The organism is Deinococcus pimensis DSM 21231 (genome assembly GCF_000519345.1).
GTDB classification, from domain to species: Bacteria; Deinococcota; Deinococci; order Deinococcales; family Deinococcaceae; genus Deinococcus_A; species Deinococcus_A pimensis.
In genome coordinates this window covers 216,134-239,097 of the sequence record NZ_KI912671.1, presented here as the reverse complement: position 1 = coordinate 239,097, position 22,964 = coordinate 216,134, and the positions used below count along the sequence as shown (strand labels likewise).

The 22,964-nt window shown below is 69.4% G+C and carries 19 protein-coding genes and 1 pseudogene; 9 read left to right on the top strand and 11 right to left on the bottom strand.

The features are described 5' to 3' along the window. Positions 1-5: 5 nt before the first annotated feature. From DEIPI_RS0120795 to DEIPI_RS0120770, 6 genes are all read left to right on the top strand, one after another. Positions 6-1,880 (top strand): outer membrane protein assembly factor BamB family protein, encoded by a 1,875-nt coding sequence (locus tag DEIPI_RS0120795; RefSeq protein ID WP_027483044.1) that lies wholly within the window; start codon positions 6-8, stop codon positions 1,878-1,880. Beyond that, a complete protein-coding gene (locus DEIPI_RS0120790) occupies positions 1,877-3,499 on the top strand; it encodes a hypothetical protein (protein WP_027483043.1) in 1,623 nt (540 codons plus the stop codon). Before DEIPI_RS0120795 ends, DEIPI_RS0120790 begins: the two co-directional genes overlap by 4 nt. Positions 3,500-3,532: 33 nt before the next feature. Next, positions 3,533-3,946 (top strand): response regulator transcription factor, encoded by a 414-nt coding sequence (locus tag DEIPI_RS33230; RefSeq protein ID WP_052351884.1) that lies wholly within the window; start codon positions 3,533-3,535, stop codon positions 3,944-3,946. An 879-nt stretch (positions 3,947-4,825) separates the two neighbouring features. After that, positions 4,826-7,105 carry a LuxR C-terminal-related transcriptional regulator gene (locus tag DEIPI_RS0120780; RefSeq protein ID WP_169737174.1) on the top strand — a complete coding sequence of 760 codons (2,280 nt, stop codon included), beginning with the start codon at positions 4,826-4,828 and terminating at the stop codon, positions 7,103-7,105. A gap of 96 nt (positions 7,106-7,201) precedes the next feature. Further along, positions 7,202-7,633: an ester cyclase gene (locus tag DEIPI_RS35885; protein WP_052351883.1), complete on the top strand. Its 432-nt coding sequence runs from the start codon at positions 7,202-7,204 to the stop codon at positions 7,631-7,633. 82 nt (positions 7,634-7,715) lie between these two features. Next, positions 7,716-8,123, top strand: a complete 408-nt coding sequence (locus DEIPI_RS0120770) for a hypothetical protein (protein WP_027483041.1) — start codon at positions 7,716-7,718, stop codon at positions 8,121-8,123. A gap of 314 nt (positions 8,124-8,437) precedes the next feature. On the opposite strand, the gene DEIPI_RS35880 is transcribed toward DEIPI_RS0120770, so the two are convergent. From DEIPI_RS35880 to DEIPI_RS0120730, 8 genes are all read right to left on the bottom strand, one after another. Next, positions 8,438-9,928 (bottom strand): hypothetical protein, encoded by a 1,491-nt coding sequence (locus tag DEIPI_RS35880; RefSeq protein WP_052351882.1) that lies wholly within the window; start codon positions 9,926-9,928, stop codon positions 8,438-8,440. A gap of 37 nt (positions 9,929-9,965) precedes the next feature. Beyond that, positions 9,966-10,577: a cupin domain-containing protein gene (locus DEIPI_RS33215; protein WP_045234809.1), complete on the bottom strand. Its 612-nt coding sequence runs from the start codon at positions 10,575-10,577 to the stop codon at positions 9,966-9,968. A 294-nt stretch (positions 10,578-10,871) separates the two neighbouring features. Further along, positions 10,872-11,447, bottom strand: coding sequence for a nucleotidyltransferase family protein (locus DEIPI_RS0120755; RefSeq protein ID WP_027483040.1), 576 nt, complete (start codon positions 11,445-11,447; stop codon positions 10,872-10,874). A 333-nt stretch (positions 11,448-11,780) separates the two neighbouring features. Beyond that, a complete protein-coding gene (locus tag DEIPI_RS35875) occupies positions 11,781-12,842 on the bottom strand; it encodes a HupE/UreJ family protein (RefSeq protein WP_169737173.1) in 1,062 nt (353 codons plus the stop codon). Between the two features lie 29 nt (positions 12,843-12,871). Further along, positions 12,872-13,417, bottom strand: a complete 546-nt coding sequence (locus DEIPI_RS40475; protein ID WP_169737172.1) for a hypothetical protein — start codon at positions 13,415-13,417, stop codon at positions 12,872-12,874. 16 nt (positions 13,418-13,433) lie between these two features. After that, entirely contained in the window at positions 13,434-13,559 is a 126-nt protein-coding gene (locus DEIPI_RS41955) for a hypothetical protein (RefSeq protein ID WP_281173247.1), read from the bottom strand. Positions 13,560-13,778: 219 nt separating this feature from the next. After that, the gene (locus tag DEIPI_RS0120735) at positions 13,779-14,963 is read right to left on the bottom strand and encodes a DUF3500 domain-containing protein (RefSeq protein WP_052351879.1); all 1,185 of its coding nucleotides are present in this window, start codon (positions 14,961-14,963) and stop codon (positions 13,779-13,781) included. Positions 14,964-15,278: 315 nt separating this feature from the next. Continuing rightward, positions 15,279-16,049, bottom strand: coding sequence for a hypothetical protein (locus DEIPI_RS0120730; RefSeq protein WP_027483037.1), 771 nt, complete (start codon positions 16,047-16,049; stop codon positions 15,279-15,281). A gap of 606 nt (positions 16,050-16,655) precedes the next feature. Between DEIPI_RS0120730 and DEIPI_RS33205 the strand changes: the two are divergent. Continuing rightward, positions 16,656-17,489 (top strand): annotated as a pseudogene (locus tag DEIPI_RS33205) (IS701 family transposase); the annotation flags it as partial. 138 nt (positions 17,490-17,627) lie between these two features. Here the strand turns inward: DEIPI_RS33205 and DEIPI_RS42125 are convergent. The 3 genes from DEIPI_RS42125 to DEIPI_RS0120710 all read right to left on the bottom strand — a co-directional run bounded on the left by DEIPI_RS42125 (position 17,628) and on the right by DEIPI_RS0120710 (position 20,805). After that, entirely contained in the window at positions 17,628-17,777 is a 150-nt protein-coding gene (locus DEIPI_RS42125) for an ATP-binding protein (protein WP_342667528.1), read from the bottom strand. Positions 17,778-17,801: 24 nt separating this feature from the next. Further along, positions 17,802-18,674, bottom strand: coding sequence for a DMT family transporter (locus DEIPI_RS0120720; RefSeq protein WP_027483036.1), 873 nt, complete (start codon positions 18,672-18,674; stop codon positions 17,802-17,804). Positions 18,675-19,917: 1,243 nt separating this feature from the next. After that, positions 19,918-20,805, bottom strand: a complete 888-nt coding sequence (locus DEIPI_RS0120710) for an alpha/beta fold hydrolase (protein ID WP_027483035.1) — start codon at positions 20,803-20,805, stop codon at positions 19,918-19,920. 335 nt (positions 20,806-21,140) lie between these two features. Here DEIPI_RS0120710 and DEIPI_RS35870 point away from each other — a divergent pair, with 335 nt between their 5' ends. Both DEIPI_RS35870 and DEIPI_RS33195 read left to right on the top strand, forming a co-directional pair. Then, positions 21,141-21,620: a FixH family protein gene (locus DEIPI_RS35870; protein WP_169737171.1), complete on the top strand. Its 480-nt coding sequence runs from the start codon at positions 21,141-21,143 to the stop codon at positions 21,618-21,620. A 10-nt stretch (positions 21,621-21,630) separates the two neighbouring features. Beyond that, positions 21,631-22,905 carry a cytochrome-c peroxidase gene (locus tag DEIPI_RS33195; RefSeq protein WP_045234890.1) on the top strand — a complete coding sequence of 425 codons (1,275 nt, stop codon included), beginning with the start codon at positions 21,631-21,633 and terminating at the stop codon, positions 22,903-22,905. Positions 22,906-22,964: the final 59 nt, after the last annotated feature.

Below are 22,964 nucleotides of genomic sequence, written 5' to 3'. Positions count from 1 at the left end.
CGAACATGCGAACACTTCCCCTGGGCGCCCTGCTCCTCACCACCCTCGTCGGCTGCGCCGCAACGCCCACGGCCCCGCTGGCCGCCACGCCCAGCGCCGCCACCGCCCGCGTCACCCTCTCGCTCCTCGTGCCCGGCGTCACGAACGCGAGCGTGCGGCCACAGTACGTCTCCAGCGCCACGAGCTCCCTCACCCTCACCCTCGACGACGCCACCACCACCGTCAACACCGACACCTGCACCAGCACCACGGACGGCCGGGTCTGCACGACCACCCTGATCGTCGCCCCCGGCTCCCACCAGATCACTGCCCGAACATGGAGCGGCACGAACGGCACCGGCACCCTCCTCTCGGACGCCACCACCACCGTCACCCTCACCGCCGGCACCCGCAACACCCTCGACCTGCGCCTCCAGACCGCCGACTACACCACCACCATCACCCCCGCCGACCAGAGCGGCGTTCAGCTCACCACCCCCTACGGCGTCACCGTGGGACGCACCGCCGACCTCAGCTGGCCCCTCACCTTCAGGAGTGCCAACGGCGACCCCCTCGTCCCCGCCGACCTCAAACGCACCGGCGAACTGCTCGCCTGCGAGGACGACCCCGCCCTCACCGCCGACCTCACCACCAACGATGACGGTGGGCTCTCCCTGCACGTCGTCACGAAGAACTTCACCGGGACCAACGTCACCGTCCGCGTCGCGCGCGGCACGACCTGCGCGGCGGCAGAGACGCTGGGCAGCGTCACCCTCAACGCCGAGGGCAGCGTCCTGTGGACCTACAAGCTGCCCGACGCGACCACCGCCACACCCGCCGTCGGTCCGGACGGCACCCTGTACTTCGTCGGTGACGGGCACCTCACGGCGCTCGATCCGGGCGGCACCACTGACCGATTCAAATGGAATCTGCCCATCACCACCACGACGGGCTACGGCGGGTCCGTCAGCGTCGCGGACGACGGCACCGCCTACGTCATCTCCAACGGCAGCACGGTCTACGCCCTCGATCCGCAGAACGCCGCGAGCCGCGTGAAGTGGAGCACGAACGTCGGTGGACTCCGAGGGATCGGAACGCCCGCCCTCTCCCGCGACGGCACCCTCTACGTCAACCGAATCGGCAACTACCTGACGAACGCGACGGTCTACGCGCTCGACCCGACCAGCACCGCGAAGCCCGTGAAGTGGACGGCGGAGGTGAGCACCACGACCTCGGAGGTGTACTCGTCACCGTCCATCGCGCCCGACGGTACCGTCTACGTCAACCTCCACGGAGGCGCCGTCGTCGCGCTCGACCCGAACGCCACGAACCACGTGAAGTGGACGTACACGCCCTCCACCGTCACGACCGCCCAGGTCACCGCCTCACCCACCATCGCGAGCGACGGCACCGTCTACGTCGTGCACGGCGACGGCACCCTGTACGCCCTCGACCCGCAGAGCGCCGCGAACCGCGTGAAGTGGAGCGTGAACGTCGGCGCCAACACCGACTCCAGCCCCGCCCTCGCCGAGAACGGCACCATCTACGTCGGCGGCGGCAGCAAACTGTACGCCCTCAACCCGACGGGCACCAGCCGCGTCGCGTGGACGTACACCGCCTCCGGCGCCGTGCACGCACCCGCCGTCGGAGCCGACGGCACCGTGTACGTCGGTTCCGACGACACCACCCTCGCCGCCGTCGATCCCACCGACGGTCACCTGAAGTGGAGCGCGCAGGCGTCGAACGCGCTCGCCGGCGCGCCCACCATCACGACCGACGGCACCGTCTACACCCTCGACCGCTTCGGCAAGGTCTACGCCGTCGCCTCGCTCTCCGCCGGACTCGCCAAGTCCAACTGGCCCAAGAACCGCGCCGGACTCGGCAACAAGGGGCAACCATGAACACCCGCGTCCTCCCCCTCACCCTCGCCGCGCTGCTGCTCGGCGCCTGCGGCGCCCCCACCGCCCCCACCCCGGGTGAGGTCAGCACCCTCCCGCCCACCACCCCACCGGCGGACCCACCCACCACGCCGCCCGTCACGCCCACCACCGCCACGCTGCGCGTCGTCGTGCCGCACGCGGCCACGCAGGCCGCCGCGACCCTCACCCTGAGCCTGCGGACCGGCGACACCAGCGTCCTCGCCAAGACCTTCAGCGTCACCTCCGCCGCCGCGGAATGCACGCCCGACCCTCAGAACACCACCCTCACCTGCACGTACGCCCTCACCGTCGACCCCGGTACCTTCACCGCCGACCTCGCCGCCAGCAACGCCGCGGGCGACGTGCTGTCCAGGGCCACCACGACCGTCACGTTCGCCGCGCGGCAGGACACCAGCGTGAACCTCACCCTCAGCGGCGTTCCCGCGAGCGCCCTGCTCGCCCTGACCGACCGCGAGGACGACCTCGGTCCCGGAAACGGACCGGACGCCCTCGACCTCGACCTCGGCGGCGCGTACGCCGCGCGCGTCAGCCTGCTCGACGCCGACGGCTTCCTCATCCTCGATCCGGACGTGACGGCCACGGGGCTCTGCACGACCTCCGAAGGGTTCGGCGTCGCGCCCGCCGACGGCGCCGCGTCCTTCACGCTGACCACGCCCACCCCGGACCTCACCGCGCGCGCCGCGACGTTCACGGTGCCGCGCGCGGGGCACGACTGCACCGACGACACGCCCCTCCCGGTCGCGACCACCCTGCGCGTCACGCCGCTCAGGCTGGGCCTCACGGTCACGCCCGCCACCGTCACGGTCGGTGAGCGCTACACCGCCACCGCCCAGTACCTCAGCACGCGCGGCCGGAACGTGGCCGTGTCCGGGAAGATCGTCAGCCTGTCGTTCGGCGGGGCGTTCGGACGGACCGACACGAACGGCGCGTTCAGCGGCAACACGGCCGCGCCGACCACGCCGGGCAGCGTGAACGTCAGCGCGTCCTCGCAGGGCCTCACGGCCGGCGCGACCGTCACGGTGGTGGCTGGGCCCGCCGCGAACCTCAGCGCCACCCTCGACCCCTCCACCGTGTATCTGGACGAGAAGTCCACCCTCACGACCAGCGTGACGGACCGCTACGGGAACGCCGTGTCGGACGCCGTGACCGTCACGCCCGCCACGGGCATGATCGTCACGAGGACCGGGGAGTCCGGCGGCGTCGGCACCTTCGAGGTGGATCCGAACCTCCGCGCCGGTCAGCGGTACGTGTTCGTGCAGTCCGGCCTGCTTCAGACCGCCGCGGTCCTCAACGTGAGACGCTACCCCCTGACGATCACGCAGGGCGGAGCGGACCTGACCCGCCACGACTTCACGTCGAGCGAACCGCAATCCTTCCTGCTCGCGGAGAAGCTGTACACGGGCGGCTTCTCGTTCGTGAACAGCGGCGACCCGAACGTCGCCGTCGCGGTGATCGACGGGAGCACGCTGACGGTGACGCCGGTGAACGCGGGCGAGACGACGCTGACGATCAAGGACGCGTACAACCAGTGGCACACCCTGACGGTGAGCGTGACGGGTCTGGCCGTCACCGTGCGGTAGACGAGGCCGCGCCGGGGACGCGCGGACAGCGCCGTGCCACGCGTCCCCGGCCTCTCACCGCCCACGCTCATGCAGACCATCCTCATCGTCGACGATCCGCGTGGAGCCACGCGCTTCATCAGGCTGCGCCTGGGTGAGCAGGGGTTCCGCACCTTCTCGGTCACGCTCGGGTCGGACCTGCTGAGTCACGTCCGGCAGGTCGCGCCGGACCTGATCCTGCTCGGCCTGAGCCCAGCGGACCTCGCCAGTGGCGGTGTCCTCGACCTGTTGAGTCGTGAGGCGGACACGCCCGTGATCGTCGTCTCCGACGGCACCGACTCGACCCTCACGGTGCGCGCGCTGGACCTTGGTGCGGACGACGCGGTGGTCGCGCCCTTCGACGTCTTCGTGCTGGGGGCGCGAATCCGCGCGCTTCTGCGCCGCTGGGCTGCCAGCCGTGGGCGATGACGAGGTGGGCACGGGGTCAATCGTGGCTCCACAGCGGCCTGAGCTCGTTCGGCGGGTTCCGCGACGCCGCGCGCGGCGTGGATCTTCCCGCACTCCGGGCGCTGTCGTCGACGCTCGGTCGGTCGTCACGCACCGAGTGGAAGCGGACCGGCCCTGATCAGGTCGTACCCGGGCTCGCATTTCGGGACCTCAAGAGGGAGGCGTGGGCACCCTGACCCGGCGTCGTGTGCTCGACACGGATCAGAACGCAGGGAGCGCCGCGTCCACTTCATCGTCACGTCGCAGGACGGCGTCGAGTTCCATCCGTACCCCAACACTGACCCCGCTGGCAGCGCCTCGTTCGTCAGGTGCAGCACCACCGTACTCCCCTTGGGTTGCACACAGACGACGCTCGGCACCTTCCGCCCGTGGAGTTCCCACAGGCCGAACCTTGCAGGGCGGCCCGCGCTGCGCAGCCCGCCTCGCACGTTCAGGATCCCAAATCGCACGAAAGCGTGGAAGGCTCGTCTTGACGCTTTGTGGAAGGGGCGGTGACGGTGGTCGTGCATGGCTTCGAGTGAGGTCAGCTTCGTGGCCTGACTGTGCATCTGAGGTAGACCCGACTGAACAACGGCATCCACCAAGACGTGCGCAGGGTCAGGGGATTTCATAAGCTCGGAGCGCGCCATGAAGGACGCGGCCCGAACCTCTCGCCGAGTCGCCGTCAAGCAGCCCTCTCCCCGTTCGACGCGCACTTCATCGACCCTGGTGAACCCCGACTTTGTCGCACAGGACATTCACGAACCTCATTTGCTCGCGCGACGCCCCTCCGAGTGCTCGACCTCCCTGCTCACCCCCATCGCCTCACCGCTCCACTGTCCGGCGCTCCTACACTGGATCATGAAGCCCGCACGCGCCATCGACGGACGAAGCAGACCACCGCTTCCCCCCGCGTCGCTGATCGGTCGTGAAGCGGAACTGCTCAGCGCCAGCGAACTGCTCACCCGTCCCCAGATCCGCCTCCTCACCATCCGTGGTCCCGGCGGGATCGGCAAGACCCACTTCGCGCTCGAACTCACCCGCACCCTCGCACCTGAATACGACCTCGGCACTGTCTGGATCGACCTCACCGACGTCGGTCATCCTCAAGATGTACTCGCCGCGGTCGCGCGAGCGGTGAACGCCGAAACCGCCGAACCGGACGGGATCGCCCGTGCCATCGAACCGCACGCGCTGCTCCTCGTCCTCGACAACTTCGAGCACGTGCTCGACGCGTCCCCCCAGGTCGCCGGGCTGCTCGCCCGCTGTCCGAACCTGCGGGTGATCGTCACGAGCCGCGTCCCACTCCATCTGCGCGGCGAACAGGAGCTCCCACTCGGTCCGCTGGACCTCACCGGTGGGATGCGCGGCGCCGCCGTCCGCCTGTTCGAAACGCGCGCCCGACAGGTCGCCCCCGACTTCAGCGTCACATCCGACAACGAAGCGCTCGTCGAACGCATCTGCGAACGCCTCGACGGCGTCCCTCTCGCCATCGAACTCGCCGCCGCTCGTCTGCGCGCCGTCTCACCGGCCGGACTGCTCGACTGGCTCGACCGACCCCTCGACGTCCTCGAAGGCGGGCCGCACGACGGTCCTCATCACAGTCGATCCGTCCGTGACACCCTCACGTGGAGCTTCCGGTTGCTCGACGAACCCGAGCGGACACTGCTGGGCGCGTGCGGTACCTGCACGGGCAGCTTCGACCTGACCGCCCTCCAGGCGCTGACCCGGCAACCGAACGTTCAGGGAACGCTGGCCCGGCTGGTCGAGCACAGCCTCGTGCAGCTCCAGCCGGTCACGTCGGACGCGCCTTCACGCTGGAAGCTCCTGGACACCGTCCGCGCGTACGCCGTCGAGCAGCTCGCCACGCACGACGAGACGACGTACCGTGACCGGCACGCCCGGCACTTCCTCGCGCTCGCCGAACGTGCCGAACGGCACGGGGAGCTGCTGCGCCCCGAATGGCACGCGCGGCTCGCGCTGGACGACGCGAACCTGCACGCCGCGCTCGACTGGCTGGTGCGCGGCGAGTGCGCGGCGCAGGCGCTGCGGATGGTGCATGCGCTCGACGTGTACTGGGGCCGCGCGTCCACCGCCCGCAAGGCCGGGTGGATGCGTCGCGCGCTGGCCCTGCCGTCAGGAGTGGAAAGTCGGGCGCTGCGCGCCGCCGTGCTGAGCGACCTCGGCGCCGCCGAACGCGCCCTCGGGCATTTCGACGAGGCCGGCCGCGCCCTGCGTGAAGCGCTCGACCTGTACCTCGAACAGAACGACCCACAAGGCGTCATGGAGGTCCGCGCGGAGCTCGCGTCGCTCCTCTCGGGACTCGGGCAGTGCGACGAGTCGCTCGATCTCTTCCGGCAGGTCGAGGAGGACGCCGTGAGTGCCGGGGACGATCTGCGGCTCGCCGTGACCCTCGTCAACACCGGCGTGACCTTCCTGCGGCAGGACCGACCTCAGCGGGCCGAGGTGACGTTCGAACGTGCCCACGAGGTCGCCACGCGCGCCGGGTACGACCTCGGCGTGGCCTTCGCGGTCACGCAGCGTGCCTGGAGCGCCTACGTGCAGGGGCGGGACGCGTCCAGCCGACCGCTCGCGCGCGAAGCGTGGACGCTGGCGTTGCGGCAGGAACACGTGTTCCTCCACTACGTGCTGGTCCATCAGCTCGCGTTCCGCGCGCGTGACGAGGGTCGGCTCACGCTCGCGGCGCGCATGGTGGGCTGGAGCGAGCACGCGCGCGAACAGACGGGCGAACCTTGGGACGTGTGCTTCGCGCCGCACGCGCGGACCCTCGACGTGGATCTGTACGCCCGGCTGGGGGCGTCGTACGCGGCGCATCGTGAGGTGGGCGCGAGCATGCCGGACGAGGACCTCAGGCGCGACGTACAGGAATGGCTCGACGCATTGGACGTCCCCGGCGCGATCCGATCGGACCCGCTGTCGGCGCGCGAGTGGGACGTGCTGCGTCTGCTCGCGCTGGGCGCGACGGACAAACGGATCGCGCGAGATCTCGGGATCAGCGCCGGAACGGTCGGAAAGCACGTCTCGAACATGCTCGGAAAGCTGGAATTGCGCAACCGCGTGGCGCTCGCGCGCTGGGCGAACGAACGAACGACGACCGGATTCTCCCCACCTGGAACGTGAAGCGCCTACCGAATCTTCCCGATGTGCCGTGCCCGACACCGCGCCTACCGTGAAGGTACCGACGCGGACAGCGACGGCAACTCGGGGAGGACCGTCATGGACACGAGAACGACCATCACCGACACCGCGCTCGTCGACGCGTTCAACCGCGCGGACTGGACCGCGTTCGTCGGTACCCTCACGCCCGACATGACCTACGAGGAGCCCGCCACGGGCCGGGCCGTGCAGGGCGCGCAGGCGTACGCGCGACTCTGCATGGGCTGGCGAGAGGCCCTACCGGACGTGCGCGGCACGGTCACACGCTCCTTGCGGCAGGGAGACACCCTCGTACAGGAAGTCGTCTGGACCGGCACGCACACCGGGAACCTCGAGACGCCCGGCGGGTCGATCCCACCGACCGGCCGCAGGATCGAGGTGATGGCGGTGCTGTGGTGCGACCTTGAGGGTGACCGCATCCGCTTCGTGAGGCATCACCTGGACGTCATGACGATGATGACCCAGATCGGCGTGACGTCGACACCCCGCTGAAGCCGCTCGTCCTGCCGTGACGTCGTGAACGTCATCTCGAAGGGACGCCCAACACCATCCGGTGTGGAGCGAGGAGGCCCATATGAAGAATCCGAGCGTCAACGCGGCCACCGCACTGCTGTTCCTCGTCGTCTCACCTGCCGTGTCGGCCGCGCCGAGCGGCGCGCCGACCAGTTCGACCATGACGCTGTCATGCGCGGGCGTGCCCGTCACGGTCACCGTGAACAGCGGCCGCGCCGGCGAGCACGTCCCTTCGAGCTTCATCTGGAATCCCGGTCACGTGGACGGCGGAGGCGTGGGCGTACCGCTGGCGCTGACCGCGATCGTCACGGACGCGAGTGGCGCGGTCCTGTTCCAGAGCGCCGCGGAGAAGGGAAGGACCGCGGACGTGTTCGAAGGGAAGTCCACCACGTGTGAAGTGACGCAGACCGACCCGGACTCCGGCATCAGCGTGCACCTCACGGGCGAGGTGCTGTTCAGAGGCCGGTAGCAGGAAGGGGAACCCGGAGGCCGAAGGTCTCCTGACGCGCGCCGGGACTGGTACACGAGGTCCCGGCGGGCTCCCGACGTGCGGGAGAATCGAGCAGCGTGAAGGTACAGGTCCCGCGTCGCGCCGAACGCGACGTGACACGTGGCGTTCTCGTCGTACACGCTGTCGAGGAACAGCGTCCCGGTCCGCTCGACCCTGTACGGGACGTAGAAAAGCGACCATCGAGACGGTGATCGCGGTGAAATCACGAGCTGACTGCCCTGCGCGAGACTCGCCTTTGAACGTCTCCGTCGACTTGAGGCCCTTTCAGCGCCCTACGGGCCGCGCGTGATGTTCCAGGTCGCCCGGACGGTCGTTTCGACACCCGAGAAGCTCTCCTTCCAGGTCGCGCTGCCCTGGAGGTGATCGGGGTCCTGCGGGTCGATCTGTCCCTGCAGGTCACGCAGGCGAGGCTCGAAGTTGCCCCATCGATTGGAGGTGGAGGTGGACCCGTCGGCGGGCGTGTCGGAGAACGGGTTGCAGGCGCCCTTGTAGAACCGCCAGGTGACGTCGGTTCCCTTGTAGGGGATGGTGTGAGGCGTGAGCTGCAAGGTGTACGTGCCGCCCACCTTCAGGACGCGCAGGCCGCGGTCGTCGCGGGTGGATTCGCCGCCGTCACGGACGGTTTCCGTGTTCTTCTCGATCAGGGTCTCCCGGGGGTGCAGGTCGCTGCAGAAGACCTGTTCGGTCCGGTCGAACTTCCGGTCGTAGCGGTAGGTGTAACTTCCGGTGCCGCCCGTCTTCAGCAGAGTGAAGTCGGGGGTGGCGGTGTCCACGCCGGTCACGGTGTAGGTGTACTGCCCCAGGAACTCCTCGTGCGTGGTCTCGAACTCGGCGGTGCCGTCCTTCGCGCCGCTGTACACCAGATCGAGGGTGCCCTGCCCGGCGGCGGCGGGGTCCTTGATGGTCACGTTCGACACCAGGGTGAAGTCGCCTTCGCTCAGATCGTTGACGGCGACCGAGACGGCGACGGGATTGCGCGCGGGTTTCGTGGCCGGAGCGGTGTAGACGGCTCTGCCCATCCTGCCTCCCGCGTCCACGACCGTGCCGCCGCCGCCGCCGCCCGCCGCGCCATTCACGGACCAGTTCCTGGCGGTGAAGGCCGTCACGGCCGGACCGCACGCAGAGCCGGCGGGCATGGGCACGGTGAGTTCGTCCGGGTCGAGGTCGCTGTCGTCCGTGCAGGACACGACCGCCAGGTTCACGCTCTGCCCGACGCGCACCTCGGCCTGCAGAGGCTGGAGCTGCATACCCTGGAGTTTCGACCAGTCGCTGAAGTGGTTCGTCTCGACCGAGATCGTTCTGGCGGTCAGGTCACGGGTAGGTTCGCGGTACATCCGCCACACGCCGGCGTGATCCTGATAGCCGACGCTCAGCGCCTGCGGCGCGGAACCGACGGTGTCCTCGTCGCTGTAGCCGAAGGTCAGACGCACGGGTTTGGCGAACGTCAGCCCTTCGGGGGTGAGCCGGTACGCGCGGCCCGCACCGGCGGGCGCGGTATTGCTGATTTCCTGGACGCTCACGGTCTGGTCGGCGGAGAGGGCCCCGGCGGGGATGTCGAGGCGGACCTTCCCGTCGGGCGTGCTGAGGCTGCCGCCCGCCACGCCGATGGTCTGCCGGGTCGGCGTGCCCACCGGAGTTCCGACGGGCGACGACTGGGGCGCTTCGTGAACCGGGGGGGTGGCCGTGGGTGGGGTGCCGCCTCCACCGCCGCAGGCGGTGAGGGTCAGCAGCAGGGTGACGGTGATCAGGGCGGGGGTACGCATGGCAAGGTCTCCTTGGTACGGAAAGGGAGTCGTGGCTTCAGGTGCGGGCAGTCACTGAGGACGGGGTCGCCGCGCGAGTGAGGCGGGGCTGGTGGACGTACCTGGGGTAGCTTCCCCGGTAGCCCAGCAGCCGCGCGACCGGAGCGACGACGGCCGTGACGGCCTTCAGGACCGCCGGGGGCGGCCCCTCCACGAACGTCAGGACGTCCTGGAATTCCTGGGCGAACACCACGAGCTGCAGGAAGTTCGGCATGCCCTTCGCGTTCGTTCTGCCGTCCTGCGCGAGGCCGAACAGGTTGGCAGCCATCTGCAGGAAGCGGTCGCCGGGCGTGATCTCCACGCGGACCACGGCGTCCTCGTCGCCCGCGTTCCACCAGTCGTGCACGGTGCCTGCCGGGCAACGCACCCGCTCTCCGAGCGGCGCGATGAGCTTCCGGTGTCCGAGCCGCAGGCCGATCCGACCGCGGAGCACGGTGAAGGTCTCGTCGATGTCGGGGTGCACGTGCGCGCCCGCGACCGCCCCGCCGGGGCGGATGACGCCCTCGACAATGAGCCGCCGTCCGTTCGTGTCGCTGGGCGCTTCGATGATGCTGACGAGCTCACCCGTCACGGGATTCTCCAGCGTGTCACCTGCTTGAACCTGGTACATCTCTTGTCTCCCTGTCTGCCCGGTTGGGCTGAGTGACGGCCGCACACTCTTCTCGGGCACCGTGACGATGTCCGACTTGACCGGTGCCCATCGACCGCAGGGCCAGGCGCAGGTAAGGGCGACGTCGTACAAGGTGCTGGCCGTCAGGGTTCTGGTCACCAGAGTGCTCATCACCGTGTGGCAAATTCACCGTGGCACACGCGCTCTGATCAGGCCGTGATTGGGCCGATCCTGCATGTCAGGATTCAGGGGTGTCGGACACTGGCCGTCGGTCGGGCGGCTCCGTCGACCTCGTCAACCTGCCTTCACGCCACAGAGATGGAGCCACGGCCACCGCTCCTGGTAGCTCCTCGCCTTCGCCTCGAACAACGCTCGGTCGCCATGAACGGGGTTCGGCCGCAGCATGCCGCCCACCAGGTCTGAGAAGCCATGAGGGGCGTAGACCTCGTGGGCACCCCCTGGCCCTGAAGTGATGCCGACGCATGTCGCGAGAATCAGAAATCGGTCAATGCCCGCACGCGTCGAGGACAGCTGTGGACACGGGCGACCGAAGCGCTGTTCGTACCACAGATGTACACGCGCCTGATTCCTCAACTCGACTCGGACCGGCAGATCCGCGAACAGCGCAGCAGCGCGACGGATCGCGTGATCCTCCGCTTCGTATGACACGTCATGCTCGTCGAAATAGAACACGTCGTAGTCCATGATGCCGTGATGAGGCGCCAGCCCCGCCTGGACATTCCAGATGGTCTGGAACAGGCAACCGGCCACGAGGTGCGCTTGTGGCAAATTCAGCCGGGGGAGGCGTTCCAGGATCACGCGGTTGAACCCGTTGTGGTTGATCTGCTGGAGGAACAGGTGGGCGTTCAACGTGACCCTCAGTGTACCCATGCCGTCCTCTGAAGAGCCCCGAAGTACCGTCGGGCGCTGCCCGAACTGTTCGCCACGGCGGAAGAACTTCGGGAAGTGACGCCGGGAACACCGATCAAGGACATGCCGCTCCCAGCCCGGCAGCGCATGACCCGCTTCTTCGAGGAGTTGCGGGTGCAGAGCATGACGAGGCCACGTCCGCGACCTCGCGGGAAGGGGCGGCACTCCTGATGGCTGCAGGCGGACAGGACCGGTCCTCAACGCGACAGCGACATGCGTCTTTGCGCCCGAAGGCAGGGGATTTTCTTGATGCCAGAAGCTGGAGCCTGTCCATCACAAGCCCAAGGCGCGCTGGACGAACCACACGCCGCCCGTGAGCACGACCACCCCCGCCGCCGCCACCAGAACCCCCTGCGAAACACGCGGCGGCGCCACCCGACGAAGCAGCAGCAGCACCGGCGCGGCGAGCAGCACGATCACCACCTGCCCCACCTCCACGCCCACGTTGAACGCCGCCAGCGACCACCCCAGCGCCTCACGCGGCAACGAGAGCTCCGACAGCACGCTCGCGAACCCGAATCCGTGAACGAGGCCGAATGCGAACGCGAACACCGCCCTCGGATCCCGCCCCACGACCTGCCCGCGCCGCAACGCCACCAGATCATGCAGCCCCACCACGACGATGCTCAGGGCGATCACGCTCTCCACCAGCCGGGACGGGAGCGCCACGATCCCCAGCGTCGCCAGCACCAGCGTGACGCTGTGCGCCACCGTGAACGCCGTGATCACCTTGAGCTGCGTCCCCACCCGCCCGCCCAGCAGGATCAGCGCCAGCACGAACAGGATGTGATCCGGCCCGATGAAGATGTGGTGGACGCCCTCGCGGATGAACGTCACGACGACCTGCCCGAGGGACTGCGCGGGCGCGGCGAGCGTCAGCGTCGGGTTCTGCGTGTCCAGCGCGTACTGCCCCACGAGGGCGTCCGCGCGGTAGACCTCCACGAACACCTTGTGCAGCGTGTCCTCCGGGAACAGGTTCGCGTCCACCTTCAGCGCCCCTGTCACGCTCGGCGCGGTCAAGGTGAGGGTCACGTCCGCCCCGGACGGCTGCACGCTCGTCACGGTGAGCGGCAGGGCCGACTCACCCGACGAGAGCAGGAGCCGCGCCGTGAGCAGGTCCGTCAACGACGCCCGCACGTCCGCGGGCAGCGGCGTCTTCGACAGACTCGCTTCGGTCGTGCCCTTCGGCAGGGGTGACGGCTGCTCGTGCAGCAGCGCCGCCACGGGAAGCTGCGCCGTGACCTTCGTGCCGGACGCGTCGAGCCGCACGTTCACGTGACTGAAGGTGATCGAGTGGGCCAGCGCGGACGACGCGAAGGTCAACAGGACGGCCACGAGCAGCGTCAGACGCCGCCACGCAGGGCTCACGAGCGTCCCTGCGTGTACGTCACGGTCAGGGAACGACCGTCGTTGCTGCGGGTCTGCTTCGTCACGCCGAAGGTCCAGCCGCTCCTGGGTTGCAGAAACACGTTCGCCGTCGGCTGCGTCTTCGCGGGCGCGTACCTGTTCACGTACGACAGCGTCCGCGTGCCCGCCCGGTCCGCGCGCTTCGCCGTGGCGTGGATCTTGAGGATGCCCCCACCCACCCGCAGCAGGGCGACGTCCGGTACCTCCACGCGGTCCAGCGTCCAGGACGTCGCTTTTCCGTCGAGGGTGAGGGTGGACCCCGCGAGCACCTTCCGCGCGTAGCCCTTCGCCTCCGAGTCGGTGACCTTCCCGTCCCCGTTCGGGTCGAGGGACATGATCACCGAGTCCGCGACCTTCTCGCCGGGCGTCACGTCCAGTTCGAGGCTCACCCCGCCGGGCGCGAGGGTGAGGTACGCCCCCTGCACCACCTCGTCCACGGGATGCGCGAACGCGGGTGAGGAACTCAGGGCGAACAGGACGGCAAGCAGGATTCGCGGGCGCATCGTCATCATCAGGTCCTCACTGGACGTCCGCGGCGCCGTGCTCGTCCGTCGGGTCGCGGTACTCGGTGGAGGCGCTCGTGCCGCCGCGGGCACTCAGGCAGGCGGTCAGGAGCAGGACGGGCAGAACGAACTTGAGCTTCATGGAGGACCTCGCGTGACGAGCGGACTCGACGGGGCGGTTCGAACGCGTACGCGCTCGGGGGTATCGTTCGACGACTGCGGGAAGTATCGCGGGGACGTGTTCATCCCAGCGGTGTGAGGTGTGCAGAACCCAGGTAGATCGAAACGCGTCGGCGCTCACCCTCGTGAGCGCCGACGTGGAGGTCGGGGCCGTCATGCCCGCGGCTGCCCGACCCCTCCTTCACTTCGTCTGCGCCTGACCGTAGTCGTTGCCGGGCTCGCGGTACATGTTGTGCAGGTGGTTCGACGCGTCGCCGCCCATCTGCTGCGGGCTGAACTCGATCGTGAGGGTGGGGCCCGTCACGCGCCAGTACGCGTTCCCGGCGCCGTCACCCGTCGTCGGGCCGAACCACGCGAAGTACGTCCTGTCGAGGTTCTTCTCGATCGCGGCGAGTTTCGGAGCGGCGTCGTTCGCGTTGAGGATCTCGACGCGGTCGCGGATCAGGGTCAGGAGCTGCTTCTTCTGCGCGGCGGTCAGCGCGCTGCCCGGCAGGCCCTCGGGCTGAAGGGTCTTGCCGTCCTGTCCGGGGCCGAGGACGAGGTCGATCCGGCTCGTGCTGCGCACCGCCTGCGCCTTCTGCGTGGCCGTGAGGCCCGAGAGCAGCGCGTACGCGTCCTTGACTTCTTCAGGCACCTGCGTGACGACCGTGACGCTCTTGCCGTTCACGGTGGTCCTGATGGGCTGCCCACCGGTGAGGCTGGGCGCGAGGGTGATGTTCGCGCCCGTCACGGTCGCGTTGATGGCAAGGTGGTGCCCGCCGTACTGCAAGGTCCACGCGCCCGTGGTGCTGGGCGTGCCGAGGAAGCTGACGTAGTATTCGTCGCTGCCGAAGATCAACCCGCCGGGTCCGCGTCCGCTGCCCTGCGGGCCGTTCGGGGGAGTGCCGCCCTGGGGAGGTGTTCCACCGTTCGGGGGCGTCCCCCCGCCCGGAGCACCCCCACCGCTCTGGTTGGCGCTTTCGGCCTTCAGGACGTCGTCGGCCTGCATCTGCTCGCGGACCATCTTGAGGCCTTCGGGGCTGAGGACCGCGCCGAGCAGCGTCATCAGTGCAGTCCGCTGCGTGCTCGTGAGGTCGCCGTAGCGCAGGCCGGCCCGCTGGAAGATGCCGGTGGGGAAGTTGCTCCAGCGAACACGCTGCGCGCTGTCGGTCCAGGCGAACATGACCTTTTGCTTCTGCGCTGGGGTGAGGGTGGCGAGGAAGGCGTTCGCGGCGTTGACGACCTTGGTGGTCTGCGCGTCGGCGGTCGTCGTGGCGGCCTGGCTGGTGCTGGCCGCGCTCGCGAGCGAGAAGGCGTACAGGGAGGCGCCCGTGAGGGAAGCGGCAATCAGACCGGGCAGGAGCAGACGGTGCTTGGAGGTGGTCATGAGGTCCTTTCGTGCCGTTCGCGCGGGGAAGAGAGGAGAGGGCGCAACGGTGAGGTCGGGTGACCTGAGGGCAGGATGGCGTGAGCGTGTTCAGCATGCGGGAGGGACTTGTAGGGGTCCTGAGTAGACGCGGAGGGCCCCTCGTCGTTCGCGGGCACGGTCCGGGTCTTCCCGTGGCTCCGCGCAGGAACGGGCATCTGTCGTGAACCGAGGTTACGTATGCTCGAAGGGGGGCGACACGGTCGCCCCCCTTCACCAGGTGCCCGGCTGCGCGGCGAGGCCTTTCATCCTCGTGACCGTGTGGCCACGGAGAGGTCAGCGGTTCATCGCCCTTCGCGCGGTGAGGTCCACGATCGTCGTCCCCCCGGACCGTTCGATCACCGCGAACTTCGCCTTGCTCGCCGCGGTCGTCAGGGCCTGCTGCTGCTGCGCCGTGAGGGTGCCGCCGAGCTTGATGGTGGTCTGCGCCTTGCCGCCCGCGAGGGGATCACCAGCGTAGAAGGTCACGCTGCTCGCGTCCCGCAGGCCGCGCAGACGCAGGCCCGCCACGTCGGGGTTGCCCCCGCGGTCGTCACGGAGCGCTCCACCGTTCGGTGCGGTGCGCGGCTGACCCTGGAGTTGACCCTGACCCTGCGGCTGCGTCTGGCCCTGCGGCGCCACGCGTCCGGCGTCGCCGTCCGGACCGCCGCGTCCGCCAGGACCGCGCCCGTCGCGACCACCCGGGAAGGGATTCGCCTGCGCGTCCTTGAGGGTCATGACCTGCGTGTCCGGCCCGCGGCTGACGGTAACGTACGTGGCGCCCGCGGGCGCCTTCGCGAAGGGGTTGCTCGGCGTGGTGGTGTCGCCGCGCGGTAGCGGCTGGACGGTGGCGCTGGAGAGCAGCTTGCCACCCCTGAGGGGATTCCCGGCGTAGAACTTCACCGTGAGCGGCGCGCGGGCGGGCCGCTGCTGCGTCTGACCCTGCTGGGTCTGGGTGGTCGCCTGGGTCTTCGTCTGCGGCGCGGTGCGGGTCTGCGCGCCCGCGAGGGTGGTGCCGACGAGGAGAACGGCGAGGACGGGGGTGACGATCTTCCTGACGTTGGTCATGATGGGTCTCCTTGAGGTTCAGGTGGTTCATCCACCTGGTATGAGTCTGTCGCGTGATCGTTCAAGAGCTGCGTGGAGATTGTTTAGAACCCGCGGGGTTTGCTTTGATGGGATCTGCGATTCATGACATGCCCGTCCTCTGTCCTTAAGATGGCGAGCCCATTAATACGACTTCCGACGCTAAGAGCGCCGGAGGTCGTCCGGAGGGGGTCATGCAGTGCGAGGGTTTCCTTTCGTGACGCGGAGCGTCGAGCGGGGGCTTGAGGTGGGAGCGGCGGTTCCGCTCTCCTGCTTGGCCTGAGTATGCGGGGGCGGTGTTCAGCGACCACGCGTGACTCCTGTAGAACCCGAGTAGCCGAACCGAACGCCACGAGCGCGAAGAACACAGCGTTCCTGACGCGTCAAGCTCCACCTCGCACTTCCCGATAGGACCCGGGCTCCGCACGAGTCCTCAACAACGCTCAGCGGCAGGCGCGACAGTGAAGCCGATGACCGAGCCTCCGCACACCCCCCGCACGCCGGTCGACCCCGCACCAGGGCGCAGGCGGCCCTTCTGGCACACCGTGGCCGCTTCGGAGATGAGCGATCACGCGTCTCTGCACGCCTGAGTACAGCGGCACCGCCGGACGCATCGAGAACTGCCAGATCGGGGTGTTCCTCGCGTACGCCACGCCTGACGGAACAGCTCTGATCGACCGCGAGCTGTTCCTGCCCAAGGAGTGGATTCAAGACCTGCCGCGTCGTCGGGAAGCGCACATCCCCGACGAGGTGGGGGCCGCGACCAAACCGGACCTGGCGCTCGCCATGCTGACCCGCGCCTTCGAAGGCGGTGTGCAGGCCGCCTGGGTGCTGGGGGACGCGGTGTACTCGGCGTACCAGGTCCGCTCGTCCCTTGAGGCGCGGCAGCAACCCCACGTGCTGGCGACTGCGTCGAACTTCCACGTCTGGGCGATCACCGAGCGTGGTCCGGCGCAGGTCCACGTGACAGACATCGTGGCGGCCTTCGAGGAAGAGGCGTGGCACACGCTGTCTGCCGGTCTGGGCAGCAAGGGTGAGCGGCTGTACCAGTGGGCCTGGGTGGGCGTGACCGAGCTGATGGAACCGCTGGTGCAGGCGGGGCTGGGGCCGATCCTGCCCGAGGGCTTCGAGCGGTACGTGCTGGCGCGGCGATCCCTTGAAGACCAAAGCGACGTGGCGTACTTCGTGGTGTTCGCGCCGCATGCCGTGACCTTGCAGAACGTCGTGCGAGCCGCAGGCGCGCGCTGGGCGGTCGAGGTGGCGTTCGAGAGCGCCAAGGGGGAGGTCGGGCTCGATCAGTACGAGGTGCGCTCTTGGGTGGGGTGGTACCGGCACATCACGTTGGCGATGCTGGCGCATGCTTTTCTGACCGTGGTGGCGGCGAAGGAGAAAAAGGGGGGCCGGTCGAGATTGAGCACCTGATTCCGCTAACGGTGCCGGAGGTGCGTCGGTTGTTGCGTGTCGTGCTATCGCGGCGTGAGCGGCGGGAGGCGGTGTGGGGCACAGGCCACACCCACCCCCCGGGCCCCGCTGCACACTCCACCGAGACGCCCGCCGGCGTCAGGCTCGAGGCAGTTCGAGGAGGAACGTCGCGCCACGCTCCGGCTTACCTTCCGCCCACACCCGCCCACCGTGCCGCTTCACGTTCGCCAGACCCACACCCGCTCCTGCTCGACGCGTGTGAGTTTGACCGCACGCGTCGCGGGTCACCCCCTCCCGATCTTCGCCGCCCGGTCAACTCCCCAGGAGCACGATCCCTACGAGGGTGAAGAGCGCGCCGAGCCACTGATGCCATGCGAGCCGTTCACGCAGCACCACCAGCGCGAGCAGGACCGTCACCACCGTCGACATCGACCCCAGCACCGTCACGACCGCGTCCTCGCCACGCCCCAGCCCGAGCGCCGTCGCCACCGACGCAAGCGTCCCCAGGCTCCCCACGCCGACCAGCGCCCACAGGGCGTGGCCACGCGGCGTCGGCACCAGCGGTTCGTGGCTCACCCTGGCGATCAGCGCGAGCACGAAGGGACCCAGCAGACGGGAGATCCAGATGGGCGTGAGCCCACCCAGGTCCGGCGTGACGTGCGCCCCGAGCAGGTAGAAGGCCAGACCGTACACCCACGCCGCGCCGACCGCCCACGCCACCCCGGGTGACAGCGGCCCCGATCCTCGCGTCGTCGGCGCCGCGCGGCCCGGCACGGCGGCCAGCACAATGCCCGTCAGCACGCACCCCAACGCGGCACCGGTCCGCGGCGTGAGGACCTCACCGCTCCACCAGGCGAGCGTGGCCGTGACGGCGCCGTAACTCGCGACGATGGGGGAGACCAGCGCGAGCGCGCCCTGACCGAAGGCCTGAAAGAACGCGAGCGACGCGCCGCTGATCAGGGCCGCGCAGACGACCGCCCAACCCCACACGCCGGGCGAATCGTACGTGCTGAAGCGGGCGAACTCGCCGGTCGCGAGGAGCGCCACGGTGAGCGCGGCGAAGCCCACGAAGGTAGAGTAGAACTGCGCTCGGTACGCGCCGAACGCGCGCGCGGCGAAGCGGGCGAGGAAGTCCGCGACGCCCCAGCTGAACGCGGCGAGCAGGCCGAGCGCGACGCCCGTCACGCGGACGAGGCTGCTCGCCAGGTCGCTCGGACGCTCACCCGACCCGCGTTGAGTGCGGTGCGGACGCGTGGACGGAGCGGCGCTTGCGGCGCACGATTCGGGGTTGGGGAAGGACGTTCGCGCCACATGGGTTCAGCGTACCGTGCGGAGTGAGGGCCAGGAGCGCGTCAGGTCCGGACACGGCTGCTGGTGGGGCTCGGTCAGGGTGGGGGACGCATTCGTCTGCGTCGGGTCGGGTCGAGGCGGAGGGCTGACGGAGCGTGGTCGTACCGGGGGTGTCGAGGTGGACGGGTCGCTGCTGCTGCGGTGGGAGGACGGTGCGGCCGTGTCCTCGGTATCGTGTGGGCCGTGCGGTCGTGAACCACGCTCTAAGCGGCGATCTGTTCCGGGGCGCGCAAACGACCCCGGCGGGCCTTGAGTTTGAGCCGGGGCCGATCAGAAGGTGTTCGTTCCGGGCCGCGTCCAAACAGAAGTTCAGCGGGTGTCGACGCCCCTCCCCTTGCTCACGTCGACTCCCGCTGACCTGGATCGAGGGTAGCTCAAGGGGCGTGAACACCACGTGAAAGTGAAGCGCCTCGCGTGACAGCGCCATGAACTACGCCCCCGCCCACCACGAGCCGGGATTGACCACGCCCCACCAGCTCATCTGGCCGTCCATCCCGGCAGCGAAAATTCAACCGTGCGGGATGCAGACGTCATCAAGCGACACGGCCCGAGCGCGCTTCAACCGCTTCCGAATTCGCTCTTCGTCTTCGCCACGCTCAGTGTGAAGCGCCGATCAGCGGCAGCTCCAGCACACCGTACCGCGCCTCGTGCAGGGTCAGCCGCTCCCGCCACGCATCGGGCGTCACGTCCGAGTACGCCTTCACGGCGCCCACCAGGGTCCGCCGCTCCGCCAGCGGCGTCGAGCAGGAAGCCCGGCAGGCCCCGCGTCCCCGTCAACGCGAGGTCCAGCAGGGCGCGCAAAGCGGCGTGTTCGTCATGGAGTCGTTTGAGCTCTCCGAGGTTCACCCGCCCACGCTATCAGCCCTTCCCGCAGACGGCGATGCGAGTCTGAACGCCGTCCGGCGCAGGACAGGACAGGGACCCTGATGCCCGTGGTGGACGCTGCCGCGCACGGCCTCCCCGGGTCGAGACGTCGCAGCAGAACGGGCTGACCGTGGGAAGGCGCCCACACCGCCGTCACGGTCCTCGCCGCGCTGCTCCTCGTGGGTCGCGCCGACGGGACGCCCAAGGGCGCCGTTCACGTCGCCCCAGCGAGGAAGCGCAGCACCACCTCGGCGTACGCATCCGACACCTCCACATCCGGGAAGTGCGCCGCCTCCTCCAGCACGACGAGTTCCGCGCGCTCCAGCGTCTCGCTCACCTCCCGCGCGTACCCCACCCCGACGTTGCGGTCGTGCCGACCCACGACCACCAGCGCGGGGACCCGCACGTCCCGCAACGCCGACCACGACAGCAGCGGCCGTTCCTTCACCACAGAGTGCGTCAAGCCGGTGTTGACGAGCCCGCTCTCCCGCCACCACGCCCGGTTCCGCGCGGCCCAGCGGGGGTCCTCGAACAGGAAGCGATCCACGGACGCCGAATCGACGCTCGACCACACCCGCTCCAGCCGAACCTCCGGCGGCGCGGCGGCCGCGAGGGCCCCCTCGACCCGGGCACGCACCTCGTCCGTCACGATCTGCGCGAACCCCGCGAGCTGACACGCCACGATTCGCGCGTCATGCAGGTCCAGCACGGGCGCCTGCGCCACCACCCGGCGGACGCGCCCGGGGTGGGCGTGCGCGTACGCGAGGACGAGCCCACCTCCGAAGGAGTAGCCCAGCAGGTCCAGCGCCCGCACCCCGAGGGCTTCGCGGAGCTCGTCGAGGTCACGCACGAGGGTCGTGACGTCGTACGCGCGCTCGTCCGTGGGCGCGTCGGACCGTCCGCAGCCGCGCTGCTCGTGGTACACCACCGTGCGTTCACGCGCGAGGAGCGGTCCGGCGGTCCGCTCGAACACGAAGTGATTCCCGCCGGGTCCGCCGTGCACGATCACGAGCGGGACCGTGCCGTGCCTCGCGCCGTCCACGCGGACCCACTGCCGGACCCCACCGAGGGTCAGCTTGTATTCACCGTCCGTGAGGTTCATCTGACCGCAGAGCGTACCACCTGACGACGCGTTCGGCTCACCTTGCTGCGGACGTGCCCGTGCGCCGGGGGTAAAGGAGCACGCGGACGGACGGAACGTGCACTCCGTGCGCGCCGGCGGGCCCGCCGCGCCCACGTGAGGGCGGGCTTCGTCCTCCCTCACGCCGCGCCCCACGCGTCGGCGGCGTCCGTCGGGGCCAACTTTTGTACGAGCGACCACTGAACGAAGGGACGATGCGTCCCCACCGCCGGGGCTCCTACCGTGAAGGCAAGCCGACGTCGACCCTCACGACCGTCGTCAACGTTCCCCTCCGCCCGACCGAAAGCAGGTTCGCCATGTACACCACACCCACCGAACGCCGCCCCTTTCCGAAGCGCCTCAAGGCGGCCCTCGTCATCGTGGGCGTCCTCGCCGGCACCGTCGCGCTCGCAGGCGCCGCCATGGTCGTCCGGATGAACCACGTTCCCGCCGACCTCAACCTCGGCACCACCCGCACCTCCAACGCGGGGCTCTTCAAGGCGTCCTACCGCCCGTCCGTCACGCCGATCCCCGTGAACCGGCTGCACAGCTGGACGCTGCACCTCGAAACCCCGCGCGGTGAACCCATCGAGCACGCCCTGATCAGCGTGGACGGCGACATGCCCCAGCACGGCCACGGTCTGCCCACCCACCCCGTCGCGGACACGTACCTCGGGCACGGCGACTACCTCGTCGAAGGCCTCAAGTACCAGATGGGCGGCTGGTGGGTGATGGACTACAAGGTGACCTTCCAGAACAAGACGGACACCGTCCGCTTCAACCTGATGCTCCGCTGAGGTGACGACCATGCGACCCATCCCGCTCGCCCTGCGCGTCACCGCCGGTCTCGCCGTCGTCACGCTCGGCGGGCTCGGCCTGTGGGCCGCCACGCGCGAGCCCGGCTGGACGACCGAGCAGAAGGCCACGCTGCGCAGCCTCTCCCTGCTGAGCCTCCCGAACCTCCCCGAGGACAGGAGCAACCGCTACGCGGACGATCCTCGCGCCGTGAAGCTCGGTCACAAGCTCTTCTTCGACACGCGGCTCAGCGCCAACGGCAAGGTCGCCTGCGCCTCCTGCCACCAACCCCAGCAGGCATTCAACGACGGCCTGCCGCTCGCCAGGGGGGTGGGACGCACCGACCGCAAGACCATGACCGTGATCGGCACGGCGTACTCACCGTTCCTGTTCTGGGACGGCCGCAAGGACTCCCAGTGGGCGCAGGCGCTCGGCCCGCTGGAAAGCGCGGTGGAGCACGGCGCGGACCGGACCATGCTCGTCAAGCTCCTCGCCCGACACTACCGCGCGGAGTACGAAGCGATCTTCGGACCGCTGCCCGACCTCACCGGACTGCCCGACCACGCCGGCCCCGTGAAAGACCCGGTGATCCACGCGAACTGGGATCGCCTCAACCCGGCGCGGCGGCAGCAGGTCGACCGGGTGTTCGTCAACCTCGGCAAGGCCATCGCGGCCTACGAGCGGCGCCTCAACCCGGGCGAATCGAAGTTCGACCGGTACGTCCGCGCCGTCCTCGCGAACGACGAGGACGCGATGCGACAGGCGTTCACGCGTGACGAGGCGGCCGGGCTGCGCCTCTTCATCGGAAAGGCGGGTTGCACCAACTGCCACAACGGCGCGCTGCTGACCAACCAGGAGTTCCACAACACCGGCATTCCCGCCGCACCAGGGTTGCCGCGCGACCTGGGCCGCGCGAACGGGGCCAAGCAGGTGCGTGAGGACGAGTTCAACTGCCTGAGCGCGTACAGCGACGCGCGGCGTGAGGACTGCACCGAGCTGCGCTTTCTCAAGGTGGACGGGCACGAACTCGAACGCGCCTTCAAGGTGCCGAGCCTGCGGAACGTCGCGCGGACCGCGCCGTACATGCACGCCGGGCAGAAGGCCACCCTCAAGGACGTGCTGCGGCACTACAACGACGCGCCAGACGCGCCCGAGGGGCACTCGGAACTGAAACCGCTGCACCTTTCGGACGCGGACCTCGACCGGATCGAGGCGTTCCTCGGCACCCTCGACAGCCCGGTGAGCGCCCCGCCGGAACTGCTCCGCGATCCCTTCGCGAAGCCCTGAACCCCGACCCACCTGCCCGACCGTGCCTCCCGTCCGTCGTGCTGAGGGCCGGGTCCACC